Raw genomic sequence first — 22,065 nt, 5'->3', positions numbered from 1 at the left:
AAATTGCGGGGCTGTCCGCAGCAATACACTCTTAGAGTGTATGGAGAAAATCACAGATTTCGGCTTGGAGAGATGACGGTCTCGAGTCAGCGGAAACAGCCCGGTTCATTTTTCCGCCGAGTCGAGGAAAATCCGGCTGCGTACAAAACTGGGACGACACCGTGACAGGCTGTCTGACGCTGGCCGCCGGCTGCATGGAGGGATGCCCGGCGACCAGCTTTTGTCCCGCCAGCCGGCGGGCAACGGTATCGAGGATCAGTCGGCTTTGACGATGTGCCAGACACCGGCGACGCCATCGCCGGTCACATCGCCGGCCTTCTTGTCCTTGATGAAGGTGTAGACCGGCTTGCCGTCATAGGCCCACATCTTGGTGCCGTCGGTGCGGTCGACAACGCTCCATTCGTCATCCGCCTTGGCGCCGGCCTCGGCCTTCAGCGGCGGCCAGTTGGTGGCGCATTTGTCGTAGCAGTTGGTCTTGCCCTTCTCGTCCTTGTCATAGGTGTAGAGCGTCATGCCCATGGCGTCGGTGTAGATCTTGGTGCCGTTGACTTCGGCCTCCTTCCACGCCTCGGCGGCGAAGGATGCGGCGGTGCTGAGCAAAAGTGCTGCCAGTCCTGTGGCTATGGTTTTCATGGAAATCTCCCTGGCTGATATTTGGAGACACGCGGGAAATCGCGGCCTCTTTGTATCAACGTCCAACGCAGGTGCTTTCGTCCCCGACGCGCACATGCGGCGATGACTTTCCACACAATGGTGATTGGCAGACGTACTGGACCGTCGCTATATCGTCGCCAAACAGTCGGAGCTTGGGAATGGCATTGGACATCGGCTATGTCAGCGCGATCGGGGCGGGGGCTATCTCGTTCCTGTCGCCATGCGTGCTGCCGCTGGTGCCGCCCTACCTCTGCTATATGGCCGGCGTTTCGGTCGATGATTTTCGCGGCAATGCGGGCGTGACGGCCCGCGAAGGTACGCGCGGCGCACTGCTTTATTCCTCGATTGCTTTCGTGCTCGGCTTCTCGACCGTGTTCGTCGCACTCGGCGCCGGTGCCTCGACCATCGGCCGGCTGCTGCGTATCTGGCAGGAGCCGCTGGCGATGGCCGCCGGTGTGCTCATCATCCTGATGGGCCTGAATTTCCTCGGCATATTGCGCATTCCGCTCTTGTCGCGCGAGGCGCGCTTCCAGTCGCAAGGCAAGCCTGCAAGTGCCGTCGCCGCCTATGTCATGGGGCTCGCCTTCGCCTTTGGCTGGACACCGTGCATCGGCCCGGTGCTGGGGCCGATCCTGACGCTGGCCGGCGGCCGCGAAACCGTGGGCGAGGGCGCTCTGCTGCTCGCCGCCTATTCGCTTGGSCTCGGCATYCCGTTCCTGATCGCGGCSYTGTTTTCCGGCGCCTTCATGCGYTTYCTCGGMAARTTCCGYGTCCATCTCGGCCGCGTCGAAAAGGCCATCGGCGCGCTKCTGGTGGTCGCCGGCGTGTTTTTCCTCACCGGCGGTGTGCAGACMGYGTCCTACTGGCTGCTGGAGAATTTCCCGGTGCTGGGGCGGCTGGGATAGAGCTATTGGTCGGCGTCATTGCAGTTGCGGGACGATCACCGTTTTGTAACGGAGCTCAATATAAAAAAGAAGGTGACCGCGCCGGCCAAAGCGCATATCGGAACCAATATGAAGGCGTGTTCCAAGAAACCTGAAACATTTGATTTTGATACCGAAATTGATGATAGGCCCAAGCCCACGACTGCACCAACGAAGATGCAGGCTAGCAAGCCGAAAGCGGCAACAATCAATTTAGATAAAATCTCCATGCATCTACCTTTTACGATGCAGAAATTTTTTAAGACYATGGCGGCCAAACATTTATTTTGAATAAATCGACGAGATGGCGTCGTGCTTTAGCCCCGCACTCAATCTCACCGGAATTTAACCGCATTGGTGCAGCATGGCGCCGCTGCTAGCATGCTTTGATTCCCAACCCTTTTCATATGGTCGTCCGTCCATGAGCCAGAGATCCTGCCTGTCCGTCATCCTCGCCGCCGGTGAAGGCACGCGCATGAAGAGCGCGCTGCCGAAGGTGCTGCACCAGATCGCCGGGCTGCCGATGGTTGCCCATGTGGTGAAGGCCGCTGAAGCCGCCGGCGCCGGTGACCAGGCGCTGGTGATCGGGCATGGCGTCGACGAGATGCGCAAGGCGGCGGCAAAGTTCGCACCGAAGGCAGAGACCTTCATACAGGAAAAGCGGCTCGGTACGGCGCATGCGGTTCTTGCTGCTCGTGAAGCAATATCAAAAGGTTACGACGATGTGCTGGTGATGTTCGGCGACACGCCGCTGATCGACGCGGATGCTCTGACGGTGGCGCGGCTGAAATTGGCGGAAGGCGCGGCTGTCGTCGTGATCGGCTTTCGCCCACCCAACCCAACCGGCTATGGCCGGCTGATCGAAAAGGATGGCAAGCTGATTGCCATTCGCGAGGAAAAAGACTGCTCCGAAGAGGAGAAAAAAATCGGCTTCTGCAATGCCGGCATGATGGCGGTGGCCGGTGCCCATGCGCTGAGGCTGCTCGACGCCGTCGGCAACAAGAACGCCAAGGGCGAGTATTATCTGACCGACATCGTCGAGATCGCCAGCGCGCGGGGGCTCGATGTCGTTGCCACCGAGGCCAGCTTCGAAAGCGCGCTGGGCATCAACAACCGCGCCGAACTCGCACAAGCCGAAGCCATCTGGCAGCAGCGCCGCCGGCACGAGGCGATGCTTTCGGGGGTGACGCTGATCGCGCCGGAGACCGTGTATTTCTCGCATGACACCGAGATCGGCGCCGACACACTCGTCGAACCCAATGTCTGGTTCGGCCCAGGGGTGAAGATTGCCACGGGCGCCAAGATCCATGCCTTCAGCCATATCGAAGGCGCCACCATTGCGTCCAATTGCGATGTCGGGCCTTTTGCGCGGCTGCGGCCGGGCGCCGATCTTCGGAACAAAGCAAAGGTCGGCAATTTCTGCGAGGTCAAGCAGGCTGTTATCTCGGAGGGCGCCAAGGTCAACCATTTGACCTATATCGGCGATGCCCGCGTCGGCGCGGGCGCCAATATCGGCGCCGGCACCATCACCTGCAACTATGACGGCTATTCGAAATTCTTCACCGACATCGGCGAAGGCGCCTTCATCGGCTCGAATTCCTCGCTGGTGGCGCCGGTGTCGATCGGCAAGGGCGGCTATATTGCTTCCGGCAGCGTCATCACCGAAAGCGTGCCCGACGATGCGCTGGCGTTCGGCCGCGCTCGTCAGAAGACGATCCCCGGCAAGGGCAAGGAACTGCGCGAGCGTTTTGCTTCGGCCGCGGCGGCGAWGAAAAAGGCCGCCGGCGCCGACCACTAACGGTCAGCTGGCAGATTTGCTTTCTGGCCGAGCAATCGAAAAACCGAACAATTGCAGTAACCGGATTGCAAGAGCGGTCTGGCATGGTGCATGCGTTGAGAAGCGTCCGTTACACCGGACGAAATGCAATGTGACTTTCACGGCAGGCCGGCCATCCCTAAATAGCGCTGGTTTTGCATGGGGAATCGGGGACTGTCTGCATGTGCGGTATCGTTGGAATCGTCGGTCACTCGCAGGTTGCGCCGCTCATCGTCGATGCGCTGAAGCGGCTCGAATATCGCGGCTATGACTCGGCCGGCGTCGCCACCATCGAAAAGGGACAACTTGGTCGCCGCCGCGCCGAAGGCAAGCTGGTCAACCTCGAACGCCGCCTCAAGGAGGAGCCACTCGAAGGCACGATCGGCATCGGCCACACGCGCTGGGCAACACATGGCGTGCCCAACGAGACCAATGCGCACCCGCATTTTTCCGACGGTGTCGCCATCGTCCACAACGGCATCATCGAGAATTTCGCCGAGCTGCGCGACGAGCTGATCCGCGACGGCTACTCTTTCTCGTCGCAGACCGACACCGAGGTCGTCGCCCATCTGGTGGCGCGCGAACTGGCCAAGGGGCTGAAGCCGGTCGAGGCCGCGCACCAGGCACTGAAGCGGCTGGAAGGCGCCTTTGCACTGGCCATCATGTTCAAGGGCGACGAAGACCTGATCGTCGGCGCCCGCAATGGGCCGCCGCTGGCTGTCGGCCATGGCGATGGCGAGATGTTTTTGGGCTCCGACGCCATCGCGCTGGCGCCGTTCACCAATTCGATCACCTATCTGGAAGACGGCGACTGGGCGGTGGTGCGCCGTGACGGCGTCGCGATCTTCGACATCGACGGCAAAAAAGTCGAGCGCAAGCGGCAGCAGTCGCTGTCGACCAGYTTCATGGTCGACAAGGGCAAYCGRCGCCATTTCATGGAGAAGGARATCCATGAACAGCCCGAGGTGATCTCGCACACGCTGGCGCATTATGTGGATTTCGTCKSCGGSGTCTCGAAGCCGCTCGACCTGCCGTTCGACTTYGCCAAGATYGGCCGGYTGGCGATYTCSGCTTGCGGCACYGCSTAYCTYGCCGGGCTGATCRGCAAATACTGGTTCGAGCGCTATGCGCGGCTGCCGGTCGACATCGATGTCGCCTCSGAATTCCGYTACCGCGAGATGCCGCTGTCGGCSAAYGAYGCCGCYTTCTTCATCTCGCAGTCGGGCGAGACCGCCGACACGCTGGCYTCGCTGCGCTATTGCCGCAAGGCSGGCATGAARATCGGCGCCATCGTCAATGTGCGCGAATCGACCATGGCGCGCGAATCCGACGTCGTGCTGCCGACGCTCGCCGGCCCCGAGATCGGCGTCGCCTCGACCAAGGCTTTTACCTGCCAGCTSTCCGTSCTGGCRTCGCTTGCSGTGCGCGCCGGCGTGGCSCGCGGCACGATCTCGAAAGAGCAGGAAAARAYCCTGGTGCGCGMGCTYTCGGAAGCGCCGCGCTATGCCAACCAGGTGCTSAARCTCGARGMGCAGATCGAACGGATCGCGCGCGAACTGTCGCGCTACAAGGATGTGCTCTATCTCGGCCGCGACACCAATTTCCCGCTGGCCATGGAAGGCGCGCTGAAGCTCAAGGAAATCTCGTACATCCACGCTGAAGGCTATGCGGCGGGCGAATTGAAGCACGGGCCGATCGCGCTGATCGACGAGAACATGCCGGTCATCGTCATTGCGCCGCATGACCGAATTTTCGAAAAAACCGTGTCCAACATGCAGGAAGTGGCGGCGCGCGGCGGCAAGATCATCCTGATCACCGACAGCAAGGGCGCGGCGCAGGTGAGCGTGAAGACGATGGAGACGATTATCCTGCCGGATGTGCCGGAAATCATCTCGCCGATCATCTATGCGCTGCCGATCCAGATGCTGGCCTATTTCGCCGCCGTGTTCATGGGCACCGACGTCGACCAGCCGCGCAATCTGGCGAAATCGGTGACGGTGGAGTAATCAGCGCCCCGGCTGAAAGCCCGGCGTGCTCAGGGTGTAGCCGTTCTCTCCGCTCGTCTGCAGGGTTGTGTCGGTGCACGGGCCGTTATGATACCAGACTGTTTCTTGTCTTCCGCGTAAGTGTCTTGCAGCGCGGCAAGGCAAGCCTCATGAGACTTGAACTGCTCGGTGGATGGCGGAACTGGCAGCTGCCCGCTGGCATCGGCAAGCGTTGGCAGGCACGAAGCGCATCACCGGGGTTACTTTGGGGCGGCAAGCACCAAGGGAGTCCGGCGAGACGCTGACATTCAGGTCAATCGGGTTGGTGCCAATGGGCCCGGTCGCACTGCGTGCTGTAGCCCACGACTATGCGGGGATCCTCTTCGCCAGCTGTGGTCACCGAGAGTTCCATGGCGTCCTTGCGGTAGTAGAAATTGCAGAAATTGACGCCTGTTCCCGAACAGCTGTCGACTTCGACCATGCCCTGCTTGCTGAGTTCCAATTCCTGGCCCTCGTCGGCCTTTGGATTTTTGAGGGGCGCCCAGCCCGCCGAGATCAGGGACTGGCGCGCCTGGTCGATGGGTTTGCCGTAGACATTGGGGACCTTGCCCGCGCTCTCGCAAACCGCATCTTCAGCGGCGACCGGAACGACCTGAAGGCTTTTGCCGTCGACGAGGCGGATATCCGCGATGGGCGCGGCGACCAAGTCGCCATCCCATATACGCAGGCCATCCTGCAGCAGCGCGATGCTGCCAATGGTTTGCTTGGCGCCCTTGGCGGCGTAGGCCAGCGCAATCAACTGCTGGTCCGAGAAGATGGCGACGTTGCCCTTGTCGATATGGCAGGTGCCGCTGGTGGAAGGCTCGAACTGGCCGGCGAAACTCACGGCCCGATAGGCGCCAAGCGGTTGCTCCGCCGTGACGCCCCAGCCTAGCGCGGCAATGGCTTGCCCACCCGCCGTCTTCGGCTTGGTCAGCTTCCAGTCGCAGTCTTTTTGCGATTTGGCGGAGGCCGGCGCCCTTGGAAGGTGATCGAGGGTAACAAACTCGATGCCGGCAACATCCGATTTGGCCTGTTGTTGCTGGGCATGGGCGGATGAAGCGATGCCATTGACCAGCAAAGCGCAGCGGGCGATGCGGCGAAACGAAAAGCAGGATTGAGACGGCATGGCTTACTCCGCCTAAGCGTTGTCGCGGGCCATGCCAGTCAGAATGACCACAAGAATCAATCTGAGCATTGGCTCCCCATTTCCTGTCCCGGACTGACCGTCGCTCCGGATTTTGTCAATGTCACGCCCCAAACAGGGTGAACTTTCAGCAGGCTTGTGGCCTGAAACCAGTCCGCTGAAGTCGGAAAACGAACTGCTGGACGCCGCTGCACAATTAAAAACTTCGCAGTTCCAAAGCGCCCGCCAGTTCACTAATGTTGCGCTGCAACCCGCGCCCCCGGTGAACCATGTCCGATGCTCCCAAGACCTCCGGCATGACCCGGCTGAGGAACTATTTCCTCACGGGCTTCGTCGTCTGCGCGCCGCTGGCGATCACCGCCTATATCGCCTGGTCGTTCATCGGCTGGGTCGATTCCTGGGTAAAGCCATATATTCCAGCGCGTTACAGCCCCGACTCTTATCTGCCGTTTCCGGTTCCGGGGTTCGGGCTGATCGTCGCGCTGATCCTGATCACGCTGATCGGTTTTCTCACCGCCAACATTGTYGGCCGTGCCATTGTCGGTTTCGGCGAGCGCCTGCTTGGTCGCATGCCGCTGGTGCGCGGCATCTATGGCTCGCTGAAGCAGATYTTYGAGACCGTGCTGTCGAACAAGGGYGACATGTTCCGCCAGGTCGGRCTGGTCGAATATCCGCGCAAGGGYGTSTGGTCGCTKGTYTTCGTCGCCAGCGAGAARGARACCGAGATCAAYGAGAAGCTCGAYCAGGAAGGCGAYCCGCTGATCGCCGTGTTCATGCCGTGCACGCCSAACCCGACCACCGGGTTTCTGATGTATGTGCTGAAGTCGGACATCGTGCTGCTCGACATGACGATCGAGGACGGCGCCAAGCTGATTGTCTCGGCGGGGTTGGTGGCGCCCGAGGTGAAAAGCAAGATGGTGACGCTGAATGGCGAGCCGATCAACGGAACGGTCGCCAATCCGCCGCTAGGGCCTCATCCGGCGCGCAAGAGCCGCACAGCCTCGTCGCGGCCGAACAAATAGAGCAGCAGGCGCAGCGCCTCGCCGCGATCGGATTGCAGTTCCGGGTCGCGCGACAGGATCAACCTGGCGTCGTCTCGGGCCGCTTCCAGCAGGTCGGCATGCGCCTCGATCCGAGCCACCTGGAAACCCGGCGTGCCGGACTGGCGGGTGCCCAAAAGCTCGCCTTCGCCGCGCAGTTTCAGGTCCTCCTCGGCGATCAAAAAGCCGTCCTCGGTCTCGCGCATCACCGACAGCCGGCGTTTTGCGGTCTCGCCGAGCGGATCCTTGTAGAGCAGCACGCAGGAGGACGGCTTGTCGCCGCGCCCGACTCGCCCGCGCAGCTGGTGCAACTGGGCAAGGCCAAAGCGCTCGGCATGTTCGATGACCATGACGGTGGCGTCGGGCACGTCGACGCCGACCTCGATGACCGTTGTGGCGATCAGGATGCGGGTTTCGCCCTCTTTGAAGGCGCGCATCGCTTCGTCCTTCTCGGCGCCCTTCATGCGACCATGGACGAGGCCGATGCGGTCGCCGAACAGCGGTTTTAGCGAGGCAAAGCGATCCTCGGCCGACATCAGCTTGATCTCTTCGGATTCCTCGACCAGCGGACAGATCCAATAGATTTTCTGGCCGCCGGCGACGGCGTCCTCCATGCGGCCAACCAACTCGTCCAGCCGCTCAAGCGGCAGCGTGACGGTGCGGATCTGCTGGCGGCCGGCCGGTTTTTCAGTGAGCTTGGATACATCCATGTCGCCAAAGGCGGTCAGCACCAGCGTGCGCGGGATGGGTGTGGCGGTCATCACCAGCATGTCGGGGGCATCGCCCTTGGCGGTGATGGCAAGCCGCTGGTGGACGCCGAAACGATGCTGTTCGTCGATGACGGCGAAGACCAGATCGTGGAAGGTCACCGTCTCCTGGAACAGTGCGTGGGTGCCAACGACGATGTCGATCTCGCCGCTGGCCAGACCAGCCAGCGTTTCAGTGCGCTCGCGGCCTTTTTCGCGACCAGTCAGGATGGCGATGCGCAACACGACCTTGGCGGCAAGCGAGGCGATCGTTGCCAGATGCTGGCGCGCCAGGATTTCGGTCGGTGCCATCAASGCSGCCTGGCCGCCGGCYTCGACRGCGCGYGCCATGGCAAGCAGCGCGACCACCGTCTTGCCTGAGCCGACATCGCCCTGCAGCAGCCGCAGCATGCGCTCGGGGTCGGCAAGGTCGGCATTGATTTCGGCGAGCGCGAATTCCTGGCTTGATGTGAGCGAATAGGGAAGGGCGGCGCGCAGTTTCTCGACGATGCTGCCGTCGCCGACCAGGGGACGGCCGGACAGGCGGCGGATCTTCGAGCGCACCAGCGCCAGCGAGACCTGGCCCGCCAGCAACTCGTCATAGGCCAGACGCCGCCAGGCAGCACCCTCGATGGAAACATCGATCGGGTCGGCCGGATTGTGGATGCGGGCGAGCGCGTCGCCAAAGCTGGGAAAGGTGTGCCGGCGCATGAAGGCGCCGTCCTGCCATTCGGGGAATTCGGGCACGCGGCCGAGCGCCTGGCCGATCGCCCGGCGCAGCACCTTGCCCGACAGCCCGGCGGTGAGGGGATAGACCGGTTCGACCAGCGGCAGGTTCTCCGCCTCGCTGACCAGCGCGATGTGGTCGGGGTGGACCATGGTCGGGCGGCCGTTGAACCATTCCATGCGGCCCGAGACCACGACATGCTCGCCGACAGGCATTGCCTTTTCGAGATAGGCAGCATGCGCATGGAAAAAGGTCAGACCGATTTCGCCGGTGTCGTCATGGGCGTAGACCCGGTASGGCACCGACCGGTTGCCRCGYGGYGGCGGCTGRTGGCGGTCGATGCGCACCTCGAGCGTGACGATCGCGCCTTCGGCCGCGAGCGCGATGCCCGGCCGGTTGCGGCGGTCGATGACGGTGTGCGGCAGCACGAACAGAAGGTCGCCGGCGCGAGCCGCGCGATCACCAAGATCAGCCGTGACAATTTTCTCGATCAGGGTGCCGACCTTCGGCCCGACGCCGGCAAGCGAAGTGATCGGAACAAACAGCGGATCGAGGATGGAAGGACGCATGATGTCAGCTTATGTCGCGACGGCCGCAGCGCAAGGCTGACAGCCCCTTCTATCCACGCTATATGCGCCGCAGCAAGTGAGGATGCGGCACAATGACTGGAACGAAACGATCAAGCGAGGGACTGGACGCCCGCCGCCGCAAGCTCTTGTTCCGCTCCTGGCATCGCGGCATGCGCGAGATGGATCTCATCCTCGGCACCTTCGCCGACGCTGAGATCGGCGCCTTGACCGCCGAGGAGATCGACCAATATGAAGGGCTTCTCGATATTCCCGATACTGAATTCCTGCCGCTGATCACGGGCGAACGCCCGGTGCCGGCGGATATCGATTGTGCCGTCCTGCAAAAAATCCTGGCGTCCCGCCGGACCATGACATTTTAAACGTGCAATCATGAGCCTCATCCCCAAAATCGGACTGCCGAAAGGCCGCGCCGGCCAGTTCATCGTCGACGGTGTCGCCGATGGCTATGAAGCCTTTGGATTGGTGCAGGCTGCCCTCGAAATCGCGCCCGACAAGCCCGTGCTGTTCGTRGCRCGCGACGGCCAGCGCCTGCCKKYKATCRTCGAGGCGCTGGCCTTYGCCGCGCCSRGSCTGCCGGTGCTGGAACTGCCGGCCTGGGATTGCCTGCCTTACGACCGGGTCTCGCCCGGCTCGGACGCCGCCGCCAAGCGCCTCGATGCGCTGACCGCCATGATCGCGCTGGCGAAGAAGCCGCATCGTGCCGTCATCCTCACCACCGCCAACGCGCTGCTTCAGCGCATTCCGCCGGCCGACCTTGTCGAGTCGCAGACGTTTCATGCCAAGCCGGGCAACCAGATCGACATGAACGCGCTGGTGTCGCGGCTGGAAACGTCAGGCTTCGAGCGCGTGCCGACGGTGCGCGGCGTTGGTGAATTCGCGGTGCGCGGCGGCATTCTCGACCTGTTCGCGCCCGGCTGGACCGAGGCGCTCAGGCTCGACTTCTTCGGCGATACGCTGGAATCGATCCGAGTCTTCGATGCCGCCACCCAGCGCACCACTGGCCAGCGCAAGTCGATGGCACTGCAGGCGATGAGCGAAGTGGCGCTGACGCCGGAAACCATCAGCCGCTTCCGCCGCTCCTATATCGAAGCCTTTGGCGCACCCCAGCGCGACGACGGACTTTACGCGGCGGTCAGCGAGGGCCGGCGCTTCGCCGGCATGGAGCACTGGCTGCCGTTCTTCTACGAACGGTTGGAGACGGTGTTCGACTATCTGCCGGATACGCCTGTCATTTTCGACCATCTGGCGCATGAGGCGCTGGCCGAACGCCACACGCTGATCCTCGACCACTATGAGGCCCGCAAAAAGCAGGCCGACGCCGCGCTGAAGGATGCCGTGCCCTACAAGCCGGTGGCGCCGGACCTGCTTTATCTCTCGCCGGAAAACCTGATCGCCTCGCTCGGGCCGCGCGAAGCGATCGACTTTACGCCCTTTGATGCGCCCGATGCCGGTGCGAAAAAAGTCTACCACGCCGGCTCACGCCATGGCCGCAGCTTCGTCGAGGAGCGCGCCGACCCCRRCATCAAYGTCTTCGAYGTCGTCGTCARRCAYATTGCCGACGARCGYGCGGCGCGSCGYCGYGTCGTYATYGCCGGCTGGACCGARGGCTCGCTCGACCGGCTYGGGCAGATCCTGGCCGAGCACCATCTCGGCAATCTCAAGCAGGTGGAGACGCTTGCCGAAGCCGAACAGCTCGAGCCGGGGCAGGCGGCATTGGCCGTGCTGCCGCTCGAATCCGGCTTCGAGACCGAAATGCTGGTCGTCGTTGCCGAACAGGACATTCTCGGCGACCGGCTGATCCGGCGCTCGAAGCGCAAGAAGCGGGCGTCCGATTTCATTGCCGAGGCCTCGGCTCTGTCGGCCGGCGATATCGTTGTCCATGCCGACCACGGCATTGGCCGCTTCATCGGCCTGCGCACCATCGAAGCGGTCGGCGCGCCGCATGACTGTCTTGAGATTCACTATGCCGGCGACGACCGGCTGTTCCTGCCGGTGGAAAATATCGAGCTTCTGTCGCGCTATGGCTCTGACACCGCCGAAGCGACGCTGGACAAGCTTGGCGGCGGCGCCTGGCAGTCGCGCAAGGCGAAACTGAAGAAGCGCCTGCTCGACATGGCCGGGCAGTTGATCCGCATTGCCGCGGAACGGCAGATGCGGTCCGCACCGGCGCTGGTGCCGGCCGAAGGCCTCTATGACGAGTTTTCCGCCCGCTTCCCCTATGAGGAGACCGACGACCAGCAGACGGCGATCGACTCGGTGCGCGACGATCTTGGCGCCGGCAAGCCGATGGACCGGCTGATCTGCGGCGATGTCGGCTTCGGCAAGACCGAAGTGGCGCTGCGCGCCGCCTTCATCGCGGCGATGGAGGGGTTCCAGGTCGCCGTGGTGGTGCCGACGACGCTGTTGTCGCGCCAGCATTTCAAGACGTTTTCGCAGCGCTTCTCCGGCCTGCCGATCCGTGTCGGCCAGGCCTCCCGGCTGGTCGGTGCCAAGGAACTCGCCGAAACCAAGAAAGGCATTGCCGAGGGGCAGGTCGACATCGTCATCGGCACCCATGCGCTGCTCGGCTCCGCCATCTCGTTCAAGAATCTCGGCCTGCTGATCATCGACGAGGAGCAGCACTTTGGCGTCAAGCACAAGGAACGGTTGAAGGACCTCAAGACCGACGTCCATGTGCTGACGCTGTCGGCGACGCCGATCCCGCGCACGCTGCAGCTGGCGCTGACCGGCGTGCGCGAACTGTCGCTGATCGCCACCCCGCCGGTCGACCGCATGGCGGTGCGCACCTTCATCTCGCCCTTCGATCCGCTGGTCATTCGCGAGACGCTGCTGCGGGAGCGCTACCGCGGCGGTCACTCCTTCTACGTCGTTCCGCGCATCAGTGATCTCTCGGAAATCCATGATTTCCTGAAAGAATCCGTACCGGAGCTGAAGGTGGCGGTGGCCCATGGCCAGATGCCGCCGGGCGAACTCGACGACATCATGAATGCCTTCTATGACGGCCAGTATGATGTGCTTTTGTCGACGACCATCGTCGAATCCGGCCTCGACATTCCGACGGCCAACACGCTGATCATCCACCGCGCCGACATGTTCGGCCTGTCGCAGCTCTACCAGCTGCGCGGCCGCGTCGGCCGCTCCAAGGTGCGCGCCTATGCGCTGTTCACGCTGCCGGCCAAYCGCAAGCTCACCGACACCGCGGAGCGCCGCCTGAAGGTGCTGCAGTCGCTAGACACGCTTGGCGCCGGCTTCCAGCTCGCCAGCCATGATCTCGATATCAGGGGCGCCGGCAATCTTCTCGGCGAAGAGCAGTCCGGCCATATCAAGGAGGTCGGCTTCGAGCTCTATCAGCAGATGCTGGAGGAGGCGGTGGCCGAGGTGAAGGATTCCGGCGAGGTCCAGGATGGCGGCTGGTCGCCGCAGATCGCCGTCGGCACGGCGGTGATGATCCCGGAAAGCTATGTTCCGGACCTGCAGCTCAGGCTGGCGCTCTACCGCCGCCTCGGCGATCTCGAAAACACCGAGGAGATCGACGCTTTCGGCGCCGAACTGATCGACCGCTTCGGCCCGCTGCCGGACGAGGTGAAGCATCTCCTGAAGATCGTCTTCATCAAGGCGCTTTGCCGGAAGGCCAATGTCGAGAAGCTCGATGCCGGGCCGAAGGGCGTCGTCATCCATTTCCGCAAGCGCGAATTCTCCAACCCGGTCGGCCTGGTCAAGTTCATCGGCGAGCAGGGTTCGCTGGCCAAGATCCGGCCGGACCACAGCGTCGTCTTCGTGCGCGATTGGCCGACGCCGGACAAGCGGCTGGCGGGCTCGGCGGTGGTGATGACACAGCTCGCGCGGTTGGTGGAGAAGGCGGCGTAGCCCACCCGACCCATTCGCCAGCGCTGAAATTCCGGTCTAGAATAGGAAATCGGCTTCGTGTATGGAGCCGCCAACCCATATAGGGGCGGAAATGGCGGGCGAGGGTGCGCGCCGGAAAGAGTGTTGGGTGCAGCGATGACGAAATGGTCGCCGAATTCGTGGAGAGCAAAGCCGATCAAGCAGGTTCCTGCCTATCCGGACCTTGCCGCGCTCAAGAACACCGAAGCCCAGCTCGCCACCTTTCCGCCGCTGGTTTTTGCCGGTGAAGCACGCAAGCTGAAGAAGCAGCTCGCGGCTGTGGCAAATGGCGACGCCTTCCTGCTCCAGGGCGGCGATTGCGCCGAGAGCTTTGCCGAACATGGCGCCGACAACATCCGCGACTTTTTCCGCGTCTTCCTGCAGATGTCGGTCGTGCTGACCTTTGCCGGCGCGCAGCCGGTGGTGAAGGTCGGCCGCGTTGCCGGCCAGTTCGCCAAGCCGCGTTCGTCCGACAATGAAACCAAGGGCGAGGTGACGCTGCCGAGCTATCGCGGTGACATCATCAACGGCATCGAATTCGACCAGAAGTCACGCATTCCCGATCCCGCCCGCCAGGAGATGGCCTACCGCCAGTCGGCGGCGACGCTTAATCTTTTGCGCGCCTTCGCGCAGGGCGGCTATGCCAGCCTGGAGAACGTGCATCGCTGGATGCTCGGCTTCGTCTCCGACAGCCCGCAAGGCGAAAAATACGAGTCGCTCGCCAACCGCATCACCGAGACGATGGACTTCATGAAGGCCGTCGGCATCACCTCGGAAACCAATTACGCGCTGCGCGAGACCGATTTCTACACCAGCCATGAGGCGCTGCTGCTCGGCTATGAGGAAGCGCTGACCCGCGTCGATTCGACCTCGGGCGACTGGTACGCCACCTCGGGCCACATGATCTGGATCGGCGACCGCACCCGCCAGCCCGACCATGCCCATGTCGAATATTGCCGCGGCATCAAGAACCCGCTCGGCCTGAAATGCGGCCCATCATTGACGCCGGACGGCTTGCTGGAACTGATCGACCTGCTCAACCCCGAGAATGAGCCGGGCCGGCTGACGCTGATCGCCCGCTTTGGCTCGGACAAGGTCGCCGACCACCTGCCGAAGCTGGTGCGCGCGGTGCAGAAGGAAGGCCGCAGCGTGGTCTGGTCGTCGGACCCGATGCATGGCAACACCATCGAGGCCGCCGGCTACAAGACGCGGCCGTTCGACCGCATCCTGAAAGAAGTGCAGACCTTCTTCGARGTGCATCGCGCCGAAGGCACGCATCCYGGCGGCATCCATGTCGAGATGACCGGCAAGAAYGTSACSGAATGCACCGGYGGCGCMCGYGCCATCACCGCCGAGGAATTGCAGGAYCGCTACCACACCCATTGCGACCCGCGCCTCAACGCCGACCAGGCGATCGAACTGGCCTTCCTGGTGTCGGATCTCTTGAAGAAAAGCCACCCGGTCCAGCACAAGCAGGTCGCCAACGGCTGATCCCAACCAATTGGACCGATAAAGAAAAAGACGCCTGGGAAACCCGGCGCCTTTTTCTATTTTAGCTTGTGGTTTGTGCTCCCGTTTAGTGCCGGTGCAACCAGCAAAGAGGGAAGAGCTCAGTCCTTCTTGTAGAGCAGCCAGCTCTTGCCGGCGCGGCCGGCCATCGTCGAATGCTTGGTCACGCGGTTGCGCCCGCTCACCTTCGAACGGTAAAGCGCCCGGTCSGCCTTGGTGTASAGGTCCTCSGSRCYGTCGGCCTCSGAYGCCATGCAGATGCCCATSGATACSGTSACGGTGCCGTAATTSATGCCGGTCTGGCTGCTGGTGAAGGGCGTCTGCTCGATCAGGGCGCGAATGCGTTCCGCGATCTCATAGGTGGCGTCTTCGCTGGCGCCCTCGATGATCAGCGCGAATTCCTCGCCGCCGGTGCGGGCGACGAACATGTCGCCGCGAATGCTGGTCTGGAAAATCTCGGCGATGATCTGGATGATCTTGTCGCCGACAGGATGGCCGTAGCGGTCATTGATATCCTTGAACCGATCGATGTCGGCAAGGATCAAGGCATTGAACAGGATACCCTTGTTGCTGGTGTAGATACTGGTGATTTCCTTGTCGAAGGCGCGACGATTCCAGATGTGGGTCAAGGGATCGGTGTCGGCCAACCGCTTGTATTCCTCGAGCTTCGATTTGACGCTCTCGAGTTCGGCCGTCTTGTCGCTCAGTGTCGAGGCGACCTGCCGGCCGTGATCGATGGTCGAATTGGTGGCGACCGCCATTGCATTGGCAATCTTCTGCAGAAGATCCTGCGAGAGCAGGCTGCGATTGCTCAAGCCGCTGGATGTTTCATCCAGGATCCTGCCGTATTTCTCGATGTGGCTGCGCTCACTTCGCAACAGCGACGCAACCTCCTCGAGTTCCCTGGCGATGACGTCTCGGGCATGCTCGACGATGCTGGGACCGTGATTCTGGGCGAAGAAAGCGCGCCCGATCTTRTCCAGCTCSTCTTGYGYCGGCCGATTGCTCAGCGCAAGGACGGCKAGGCTGAGCTCGCGRTTGGTGCCGYTCARYGCCTCGTAGAARATYTCRTAGTTGCGCGGCAGGCCGAGCACGCCCAACTGGCGCATGGTGGCGACGACGGCGGATGCGATGTCAGTATTCTTGTCGGTTGGGGCGGCTGCCGGCTGCATGTCTGGTTCACTCTTCCCCTCGGATCCCGGCACAGAATTTGCGGGTTCCATCGATCGCCGACCTGGGGAGCGCGACCCGATAGTCCAGAACATCTTGCAAAGAGGCGCGTCCCCACCCGCGACCTTCGCTTGACGAGAGCATAAATGCGGCGACGCTAAAGTTTCCTTAATTCGCACGACTTCCGCAGGTTTTTCTCTACCTGTGGCTGTAGAAGCATAAATTTTTGCACCATCGTCACCGCCAACACCCAGTTTGGCGGCTTTGAATTTGAAATCCGCACGGCGCGCTGCTGAAAATGAAACTGAATTTCGAATTCCGAGCGCCAGTCGATGTCGTATTTGCTTGCGCGTAACCACCGCAAAGCTGGAATCCTGACCATGATGCTGAACGAGGTTTCTTCAAGGGGGGCCGAAATGAGCGACAGTCACCAGGGATCATGCCTGTGCGGAGCGGTGCGCTTCCGGACAAGTGGAGCGCTGCGGGGGGTAGTCTACTGTCATTGCTCGCAATGCAGGAAGCAAAGCGGGCATTTCTATGCCGCGACCAATGTTGCCGACGCCGACATCGTGATCGAAGGCACTGAGAGCATCACCTGGTATGAAGCGTCCGCTTTCGCCAGGCGCGGCTTCTGCGAGACATGCGGCTCAGTGCTTTTCTGGAAGCCAGGGGATCAAGACTATATCTCGGTCATGGCGGGATCGTTCGACAGGCCGACAGGTCTCAAGGGCGACTGCCATATCTTTGTCGGTGACAAAGGCGACTACTATTCGATCGACGACGAGCTGCCGCAGTTTGAAAAGTCGACGCCTTCGATAGCGGTCGCTGAGTGAATTTAGGACGAGACGCCTTATTCCCTTGATCGGGCCGTTGCTTTATCTCGTGCCGGTAATTCGGAAAGAGGTTTGGGCATGCAGCGGCTGATCGACGCTTTTATCAATTCGGTGCGGGCGTTCCGCAAGCTGGCYGCCAGCGARAAGGCATTYCAGCAGGAGCTGATGCTGCTCGCGCTCGCTTTGCCGGCCGGGTGGTTCGTTTCGGTGTCGTGGCGTGGCTATGCCTTGCTGATCGGCGCGGTGCTGCTCCTGATCATGGTCGAGGTCCTGAACACCGGCATCGAGGCGGCCTGCGATGCCTTCAGCCGCGAGTTCAATATGGACATCCARCTGGCCAAGGATTGCGGTTCGCTGGCGGTGCTGATYTCGGTGSTGATCGTKGCCGGCGTCTGGGGCATCGCSMTCATCGAGCGSATCACCGGACTACCGATCTAGGGTTGCCATTCTTATATGACGGTCACCAAAGGAGACTGTCATGTCCGAAGCTACAAATCTTCTGCTTGTCGAACGCAAAGGCCTGCCGGACGATTTGCGCTGGCTGGTCGAAAAATACCCTCGTGAAGAATGGCAGGGCCACGCCAACATCCACGGTATCGCCAACATGTGGCTGCAGCGGCACGACATGTTCCGCGAACTCGGCGGCATTCTGACCAACGGTATTGGCGACTATCGCGAGGGCAGGCTGACGGCGCCTGATTTCGCGCGCTGGTTCGCGCCGCGCCTCAACCATTTTCTCGGTAATCTCGACGGCCACCACAATGTCGAGGATCATCACTATTTTCCGGTCTTCGCCAAGGCGGAGGCGCGGCTGAAGCGCGGTTTCGAGGTTCTCGATGCCGACCACCACACCATCCATGAAGGATTGGAGCGCAATGCCGAGGCGGCCAATGCCTTCATCAGGACGCTTCAGGAGAGTGAAGACAAACAGCGCTTCGCGGCGGATACCTATGCCAATGAAAACAGCCGGCTGATCGCCATGCTGACCCGGCATCTTGCCGATGAGGAAGACCTGATCATCCCGCTGATCCTCGATCGAGGTGATCAGGCGCTCGGCATCGACTGACGGGTCAAAGCTCCTTGGCGCGCTCCCGCTTGGCGATGTGTCGGGCGATGAGCCAGGCAAGGATCGCCACCGTCAGGCCGATGCCAAGCCCGATCAGCAGCCGTTCGTGGCGCAGCAACGCCTGGCCGACGAAGTGCTCGGCGCCCAACCCGAAAATGTAGCCGATTGAACTGAACAGCACTGCCCAGATCACCGACGAGATGGCGTTGAGGATGATGAAGCGCGGCATCGCTATGGTCGAAAGACCTGCGGCGATGCCGCCGACCAGGCGCATACCGTAGACGTATCGGTTCGACAGCACGAAGATGTTGGGATGGGTGTTGAGCAAGCGATAGGCGCGGCGGAAGCCGGGCCGTCTGCGCAATCTGACGACATACCGATGATCGGCGAAACTTCTGCCCAGGATAAAGAAGAACGTGTCGCCGAGGAAGGCGCCGAGGGCGGCCGCGACAAATGTCTGCCACAGCACGAAGACATGTTGGTGGGCAAAGAAGCCGCCAAGGATGGCGATGCTTTCACCCTCGGCGATGCAGCCCAGGAATACGGCAAGCAGCCCGTATTGTTCGATGAAATGATGGATCGCTTCGGTCATGAGGACTGGGTCTGGGGAGCGAGCCGTTCGTCGATCCGCTTCAGCTGTTCGGCTATCTGYGCGATCTCGTCGCGCATGCCGATGATCTGGCTRTGGCGCAGTTCGTCSAGCTTTTCRTGAAGCGCCATGATCTCGATYTCGGCCTTGAGGTTGACCTCATAGTCATGGGCRGCGTCGATGCGGTCGCGCGCSGCCTGRCGRTTCTGCGACATCATGATYACCGGCGCCTGCAGGGCAGCGATCATCGACAGCACCAGGTTGAGGAAAATGAAGGGGTAGGGGTCGAACGACTCTTGCCCCAGCAGCCACCAGTTGGCACCGATCCASARGATCAGGAAGGCGATGAARGAMAGGATGAACGACCAYGARCCGCCGACRCGGGCGATGGCATCGGCGATACGATCGCCSGCGCCCTGAAGGCCGGCAAGATTGTCGTTGATGTCCTGTGATATGGGTTTGCGGTCGACAGTGCTTTGCAGCACCCGCCTCTCAAGCTCGCTCAAATTCTCTGGGTTTCGCCTCAGCCATCGATTGGCCAGTTCGGGCACTGTCTTGTTCATGGACGTCTCCACACCAAAGCGTCGGCTTGGCAGTCTCGTCTCCATATAGGAAGATGCAGTACCTTCAAAAGCGCGGCATGGAGATGGAAGCAAAAATGCCAGATTTCGCTAAAATCCGCACCCGTGCAGCCAAACGCAAGGGCGGCGACGCGGAGCTTTCAACGCTGCTGGGGCCGGCGCCCGACAATGCCGCAGTGGCTGACATCGCGGACGACCGCATTCTCTCGACCATGGCCGAGCGCGTCTTCGCCGCCGGTTTTGTCTGGCGGGTCATCGAGCAGAAATGGCCCGGTTTCGAGGAGGCATTTCTGCGCTTCGAGCCGAAGCGGCTGTTGTTCCAGCCTGACGATTTCTGGCACGATCTGGCTTCCGACCAGCGCATTGTGCGCAACCCGCAGAAAATCAAATCTGTCCGCGACAACGCCGCCTTCGTCGAACGTGTGTCTGGGGAATATGGCGGCTTCGGCGAATTCCTCGCCAACTGGCCAGCCGACGACCAGGTCGGGCTGATGGCCTATCTCGGCAAGCATGGCAGCCGGCTGGGCGGCAACACCGGCCAGTATTTCCTGCGCTGGCTGGGCTGGGACGCCTTCGTGATTTCGGCTGACATGGCGGCCGCATTGCGCGACTCCGGCCTCGACATCGCGGAGAGCCCGACTTCGAAGCGGGACCTCGACAAGATCCAGGCGCAGATCAACCAATGGGCGGCGGACACGAGGCTGCCGCGCCGGCACATCTCGCGCATCCTGGCGATGTCGATCGGCGAGAACCATTCGCCGCAATCGTTGCGCGAGTATATGGGCGACGACTGATCGCCGGTCTGGACGCGAATAACTGAGGTCAATCGGTCCGACACGATTGACGATGGCAATCGGTCCGAATTGGTCCAAACGAACGCCATTGCCGGGCGAATTTTGCCGCGCTAAACCGGCAGGCATGACCAAGAAGCTCGACATCCTGCGCATCGCAATCGCCCAGCTCAACCCGACCGTCGGCGATGTCGCCGGCAATCTCGCCAAAGCGCGCGAGGCGAGGGCGGATGCCGCGCGCCAGGGCGCCGATCTCGTGCTCTATACCGAGCTTTTCCTTGCTGGTTATCCGCCGGAGGATCTGGTGCTGAAGCCGGCCTTCCTGAGGGCCTGTGAGAAGGCGGCGCAGGATTTTGCCGCCGATACGTCAGATGGCGGCCCGGGCGTCATCATCGGCACGCCGCTGAAGCGCAAGAGCGGCACGCACAACTCCATCATTTTCGCCGATGGCGGCAAGATCATCGCCGAGCGCTACAAGCTCGACCTGCCGAACTATGGCGAGTTCGACGAGAAGCGCGTGTTCCAGGCCGGGCTCGAGATCCAGGGCCCCGTCAATTTCCGCGGCGTGCGCATCGGAGTTCCGATCTGCGAGGACATCTGGGGCGATGTCGGCATTTGCGAATCGCTGGCGGAGAGCGGTGCGGAAATCCTGCTGGTGCCGAACGGCTCGCCCTATTATCGCGCCAAGATCGACGTGCGCCATCAGGTCGTCATCAAGCAGGTCATCGAATGCGGGCTGCCGATGATCTACGCCAACCAGCTCGGCGGTCAGGACGAACTGATCTTCGACGGCGCGTCCTTCGCCATCGGCGCCGACAAGACCTTGGCTTTCCAGATGAGCCAGTTCGAGGACGCGGTCGACGTCACGACGTGGAAACGCACGGAGGACGGCTGGGTCTGCTCGGAAGGGCCGATGTCGAAAATCCCCGAGCGGGAGGAGGCAGACTATCGCGCCTGCATGCTGGGCCTGCGGGACTACGTCAACAAGAACGGTTTCAAGAACGTCGTGCTCGGCCTGTCCGGCGGCATCGATTCGGCCATCTGCGCTGCGCTGGCCGTCGATGCGCTCGGCGARGAGCGGCTGCGCGCSGTGATGATGCCCTACCGCTATACGTCGAAGGATTCGCTCAAGGACGCCGAGGACTGTGCCCGCGCGCTCGGCTGCCGCTATGACATCGTGCCGATCTTCGAGCCGGTCGAGGGTTTTCTGCACACGCTGACSCAGCTSTTCGAGGGCACCAAGGAAGGCATCACCGARGAAAATYTGCAGAGCCGCGCGCGCGGYACCATCCTGATGGCGATCTCCAACAAGTTCGGCTCGATGGTGGTCACGACAGGCAACAAGAGCGAGATGTCGGTCGGTTATGCCACGCTCTATGGCGACATGAATGGCGGCTTCAATCCRATAAAAGACCTCTACAAGATGCAGGTCTATGCGCTGTCGCGCTGGCGCAACAGCCATGTGCCGCCGGGCGCGCTCGGGCCTTCGGGCGAGGTCATCCCGAAGAACATCATCGACAAGGCGCCGTCGGCGGAACTGCGCGAGAACCAGACSGACCAGGATTCRCTGCCGCCCTATCCGGTGCTGGACGATATCCTCGAATGCCTGGTCGAGAACGAGATGGGCGTCGACGACATCGTCGCGCGCGGCCATGACCGGGCGACGGTGACGCGCATCGAGCAYCTGCTCTACATCGCCGAATACAAGCGCCGGCAGGCGGCGCCGGGCGTCAAGATCACCCGGAAGAACTTTGGCCGCGACCGCCGCTATCCCATCACCAACCGCTTCAGGGATCGCGGGTAAAGTTCTGATTTTATTGAAGAACCTTGGGGGCGTGCATGTTCATCAGCTATTTCAAGGGAACGCCTGAGTATCACATCGTTCGTTTCAAGAACGGCAAGATCCGGGAACAAGGGCGCGGCATCAGCTTCTGGTACGGTACATTGGGCACGACCATCGCCATGGTGCCGGTG

The 22,065-nt window shown here is 61.9% G+C and carries 19 protein-coding genes; 13 read left to right on the top strand and 6 right to left on the bottom strand.

Going from position 1 to position 22,065, the window contains the following annotated elements:
- Positions 1–255 precede the first annotated feature (255 nt).
- Positions 256–633: a COG4315 family predicted lipoprotein gene (locus AC1DX0_RS12685; RefSeq protein ID WP_477220320.1), complete on the bottom strand. Its 378-nt coding sequence runs from the start codon at positions 631–633 to the stop codon at positions 256–258.
- A 179-nt stretch (positions 634–812) separates the two neighbouring features.
- Here AC1DX0_RS12685 and AC1DX0_RS12680 point away from each other — a divergent pair, with 179 nt between their 5' ends.
- From AC1DX0_RS12680 to glmS, 4 genes are all read left to right on the top strand, one after another.
- The gene (locus AC1DX0_RS12680; protein ID WP_477355568.1) at positions 813–1,559 is read left to right on the top strand and encodes a cytochrome c biogenesis CcdA family protein; all 747 of its coding nucleotides are present in this window, start codon (positions 813–815) and stop codon (positions 1,557–1,559) included.
- An 18-nt stretch (positions 1,560–1,577) separates the two neighbouring features.
- Positions 1,578–1,868 carry a hypothetical protein gene (locus AC1DX0_RS12675; RefSeq protein WP_477220322.1) on the top strand — a complete coding sequence of 97 codons (291 nt, stop codon included), beginning with the start codon at positions 1,578–1,580 and terminating at the stop codon, positions 1,866–1,868.
- Between the two features lie 130 nt (positions 1,869–1,998).
- Positions 1,999–3,375 carry a bifunctional UDP-N-acetylglucosamine diphosphorylase/glucosamine-1-phosphate N-acetyltransferase GlmU gene (gene glmU / locus AC1DX0_RS12670; protein WP_477355565.1) on the top strand — a complete coding sequence of 459 codons (1,377 nt, stop codon included), beginning with the start codon at positions 1,999–2,001 and terminating at the stop codon, positions 3,373–3,375.
- Between the two features lie 200 nt (positions 3,376–3,575).
- Positions 3,576–5,399: a glutamine--fructose-6-phosphate transaminase (isomerizing) gene (gene glmS / locus AC1DX0_RS12665; protein ID WP_477355562.1), complete on the top strand. Its 1,824-nt coding sequence runs from the start codon at positions 3,576–3,578 to the stop codon at positions 5,397–5,399.
- Positions 5,400–5,691: 292 nt separating this feature from the next.
- On the opposite strand, the gene AC1DX0_RS12660 is transcribed toward glmS, so the two are convergent.
- Positions 5,692–6,546, bottom strand: a complete 855-nt coding sequence (locus AC1DX0_RS12660) for a PASTA domain-containing protein (RefSeq protein ID WP_477220325.1) — start codon at positions 6,544–6,546, stop codon at positions 5,692–5,694.
- 287 nt (positions 6,547–6,833) lie between these two features.
- Between AC1DX0_RS12660 and AC1DX0_RS12655 the strand changes: the two genes are divergently transcribed.
- Positions 6,834–7,586: a DUF502 domain-containing protein gene (locus AC1DX0_RS12655; RefSeq protein ID WP_477220326.1), complete on the top strand. Its 753-nt coding sequence runs from the start codon at positions 6,834–6,836 to the stop codon at positions 7,584–7,586.
- Here the strand turns inward: AC1DX0_RS12655 and recG are convergent.
- Positions 7,538–9,646: an ATP-dependent DNA helicase RecG gene (gene recG, locus AC1DX0_RS12650; RefSeq protein ID WP_477220327.1), complete on the bottom strand. Its 2,109-nt coding sequence runs from the start codon at positions 9,644–9,646 to the stop codon at positions 7,538–7,540. The two genes, AC1DX0_RS12655 and recG, sit on opposite strands and share 49 nt — an antisense overlap.
- 92 nt (positions 9,647–9,738) lie before the next feature.
- On the opposite strand from recG, the gene AC1DX0_RS12645 reads away from it, so the two are divergent.
- The 3 genes from AC1DX0_RS12645 (at position 9,739) to AC1DX0_RS12635 (ending at position 15,043) form a co-directional block, all read left to right on the top strand.
- Entirely contained in the window at positions 9,739–10,026 is a 288-nt protein-coding gene (locus AC1DX0_RS12645; RefSeq protein ID WP_477220328.1) for a succinate dehydrogenase assembly factor 2, read from the top strand.
- A gap of 10 nt (positions 10,027–10,036) precedes the next feature.
- Entirely contained in the window at positions 10,037–13,534 is a 3,498-nt protein-coding gene (mfd, locus tag AC1DX0_RS12640) for a transcription-repair coupling factor (RefSeq protein WP_477355559.1), read from the top strand.
- Between the two features lie 135 nt (positions 13,535–13,669).
- Positions 13,670–15,043, top strand: coding sequence for a class II 3-deoxy-7-phosphoheptulonate synthase (locus AC1DX0_RS12635; RefSeq protein ID WP_477220330.1), 1,374 nt, complete (start codon positions 13,670–13,672; stop codon positions 15,041–15,043).
- A 119-nt stretch (positions 15,044–15,162) separates the two neighbouring features.
- Here AC1DX0_RS12635 and AC1DX0_RS12630 read toward each other — a convergent pair whose 3' ends face one another.
- Positions 15,163–16,233: a GGDEF domain-containing protein gene (locus AC1DX0_RS12630; protein ID WP_477355556.1), complete on the bottom strand. Its 1,071-nt coding sequence runs from the start codon at positions 16,231–16,233 to the stop codon at positions 15,163–15,165.
- A gap of 414 nt (positions 16,234–16,647) precedes the next feature.
- On the opposite strand from AC1DX0_RS12630, the gene AC1DX0_RS12625 reads away from it, so the two are divergent.
- The 3 genes from AC1DX0_RS12625 to AC1DX0_RS12615 all read left to right on the top strand — a co-directional run bounded on the left by AC1DX0_RS12625 (position 16,648) and on the right by AC1DX0_RS12615 (position 18,130).
- Positions 16,648–17,064: a GFA family protein gene (locus tag AC1DX0_RS12625; RefSeq protein ID WP_477220332.1), complete on the top strand. Its 417-nt coding sequence runs from the start codon at positions 16,648–16,650 to the stop codon at positions 17,062–17,064.
- 78 nt (positions 17,065–17,142) lie between these two features.
- Positions 17,143–17,502 (top strand): diacylglycerol kinase, encoded by a 360-nt coding sequence (locus AC1DX0_RS12620; RefSeq protein WP_477355553.1) that lies wholly within the window; start codon positions 17,143–17,145, stop codon positions 17,500–17,502.
- Between the two features lie 40 nt (positions 17,503–17,542).
- Complete coding sequence (locus AC1DX0_RS12615) at positions 17,543–18,130, top strand: hemerythrin domain-containing protein (RefSeq protein WP_477220334.1); 588 nt, start codon at positions 17,543–17,545, stop codon at positions 18,128–18,130.
- A gap of 4 nt (positions 18,131–18,134) precedes the next feature.
- On the opposite strand, the gene AC1DX0_RS12610 is transcribed toward AC1DX0_RS12615, so the two are convergent.
- Both AC1DX0_RS12610 and AC1DX0_RS12605 read right to left on the bottom strand, forming a co-directional pair.
- The gene (locus AC1DX0_RS12610) at positions 18,135–18,722 is read right to left on the bottom strand and encodes a DedA family protein (RefSeq protein ID WP_477220335.1); all 588 of its coding nucleotides are present in this window, start codon (positions 18,720–18,722) and stop codon (positions 18,135–18,137) included.
- Entirely contained in the window at positions 18,719–19,282 is a 564-nt protein-coding gene (locus tag AC1DX0_RS12605; RefSeq protein WP_477355550.1) for a DUF1003 domain-containing protein, read from the bottom strand. The genes AC1DX0_RS12610 and AC1DX0_RS12605 overlap by 4 nt, the downstream gene beginning before the upstream one ends.
- A gap of 95 nt (positions 19,283–19,377) precedes the next feature.
- Here AC1DX0_RS12605 and AC1DX0_RS12600 point away from each other — a divergent pair, with 95 nt between their 5' ends.
- Complete coding sequence (locus AC1DX0_RS12600) at positions 19,378–20,094, top strand: DNA-3-methyladenine glycosylase I (protein ID WP_477220337.1); 717 nt, start codon at positions 19,378–19,380, stop codon at positions 20,092–20,094.
- A 124-nt stretch (positions 20,095–20,218) separates the two neighbouring features.
- Positions 20,219–21,895 (top strand): NAD+ synthase, encoded by a 1,677-nt coding sequence (locus tag AC1DX0_RS12595; protein ID WP_477355547.1) that lies wholly within the window; start codon positions 20,219–20,221, stop codon positions 21,893–21,895.
- Positions 21,896–22,065 lie beyond the last annotated feature (170 nt).

Source organism: Mesorhizobium sp. P3_A9 (assembly GCF_056402975.1).
This window is presented reverse-complemented; position numbering and strand designations above follow the sequence as displayed.

Excerpts from the sequence above, each read along its gene's own strand:
- AC1DX0_RS12685 (WP_477220320.1), bottom strand. The coding sequence starts at position 633 with ATGAAAACCATAGCCACAGGACTGGCAGCACTTTTGCTCAGCACCGCC.
- AC1DX0_RS12660 (WP_477220325.1), bottom strand. The coding sequence starts at position 6,546 with ATGCCGTCTCAATCCTGCTTTTCGTTTCGCCGCATCGCCCGCTGCGCT.
- AC1DX0_RS12645 (WP_477220328.1), top strand. The coding sequence starts at position 9,739 with ATGACTGGAACGAAACGATCAAGCGAGGGACTGGACGCCCGCCGCCGC.
- AC1DX0_RS12625 (WP_477220332.1), top strand. The coding sequence starts at position 16,648 with ATGAGCGACAGTCACCAGGGATCATGCCTGTGCGGAGCGGTGCGCTTC.
- AC1DX0_RS12615 (WP_477220334.1), top strand. The coding sequence starts at position 17,543 with ATGTCCGAAGCTACAAATCTTCTGCTTGTCGAACGCAAAGGCCTGCCG.
- AC1DX0_RS12610 (WP_477220335.1), bottom strand. The coding sequence starts at position 18,722 with ATGACCGAAGCGATCCATCATTTCATCGAACAATACGGGCTGCTTGCC.
- AC1DX0_RS12600 (WP_477220337.1), top strand. The coding sequence starts at position 19,378 with ATGCCAGATTTCGCTAAAATCCGCACCCGTGCAGCCAAACGCAAGGGC.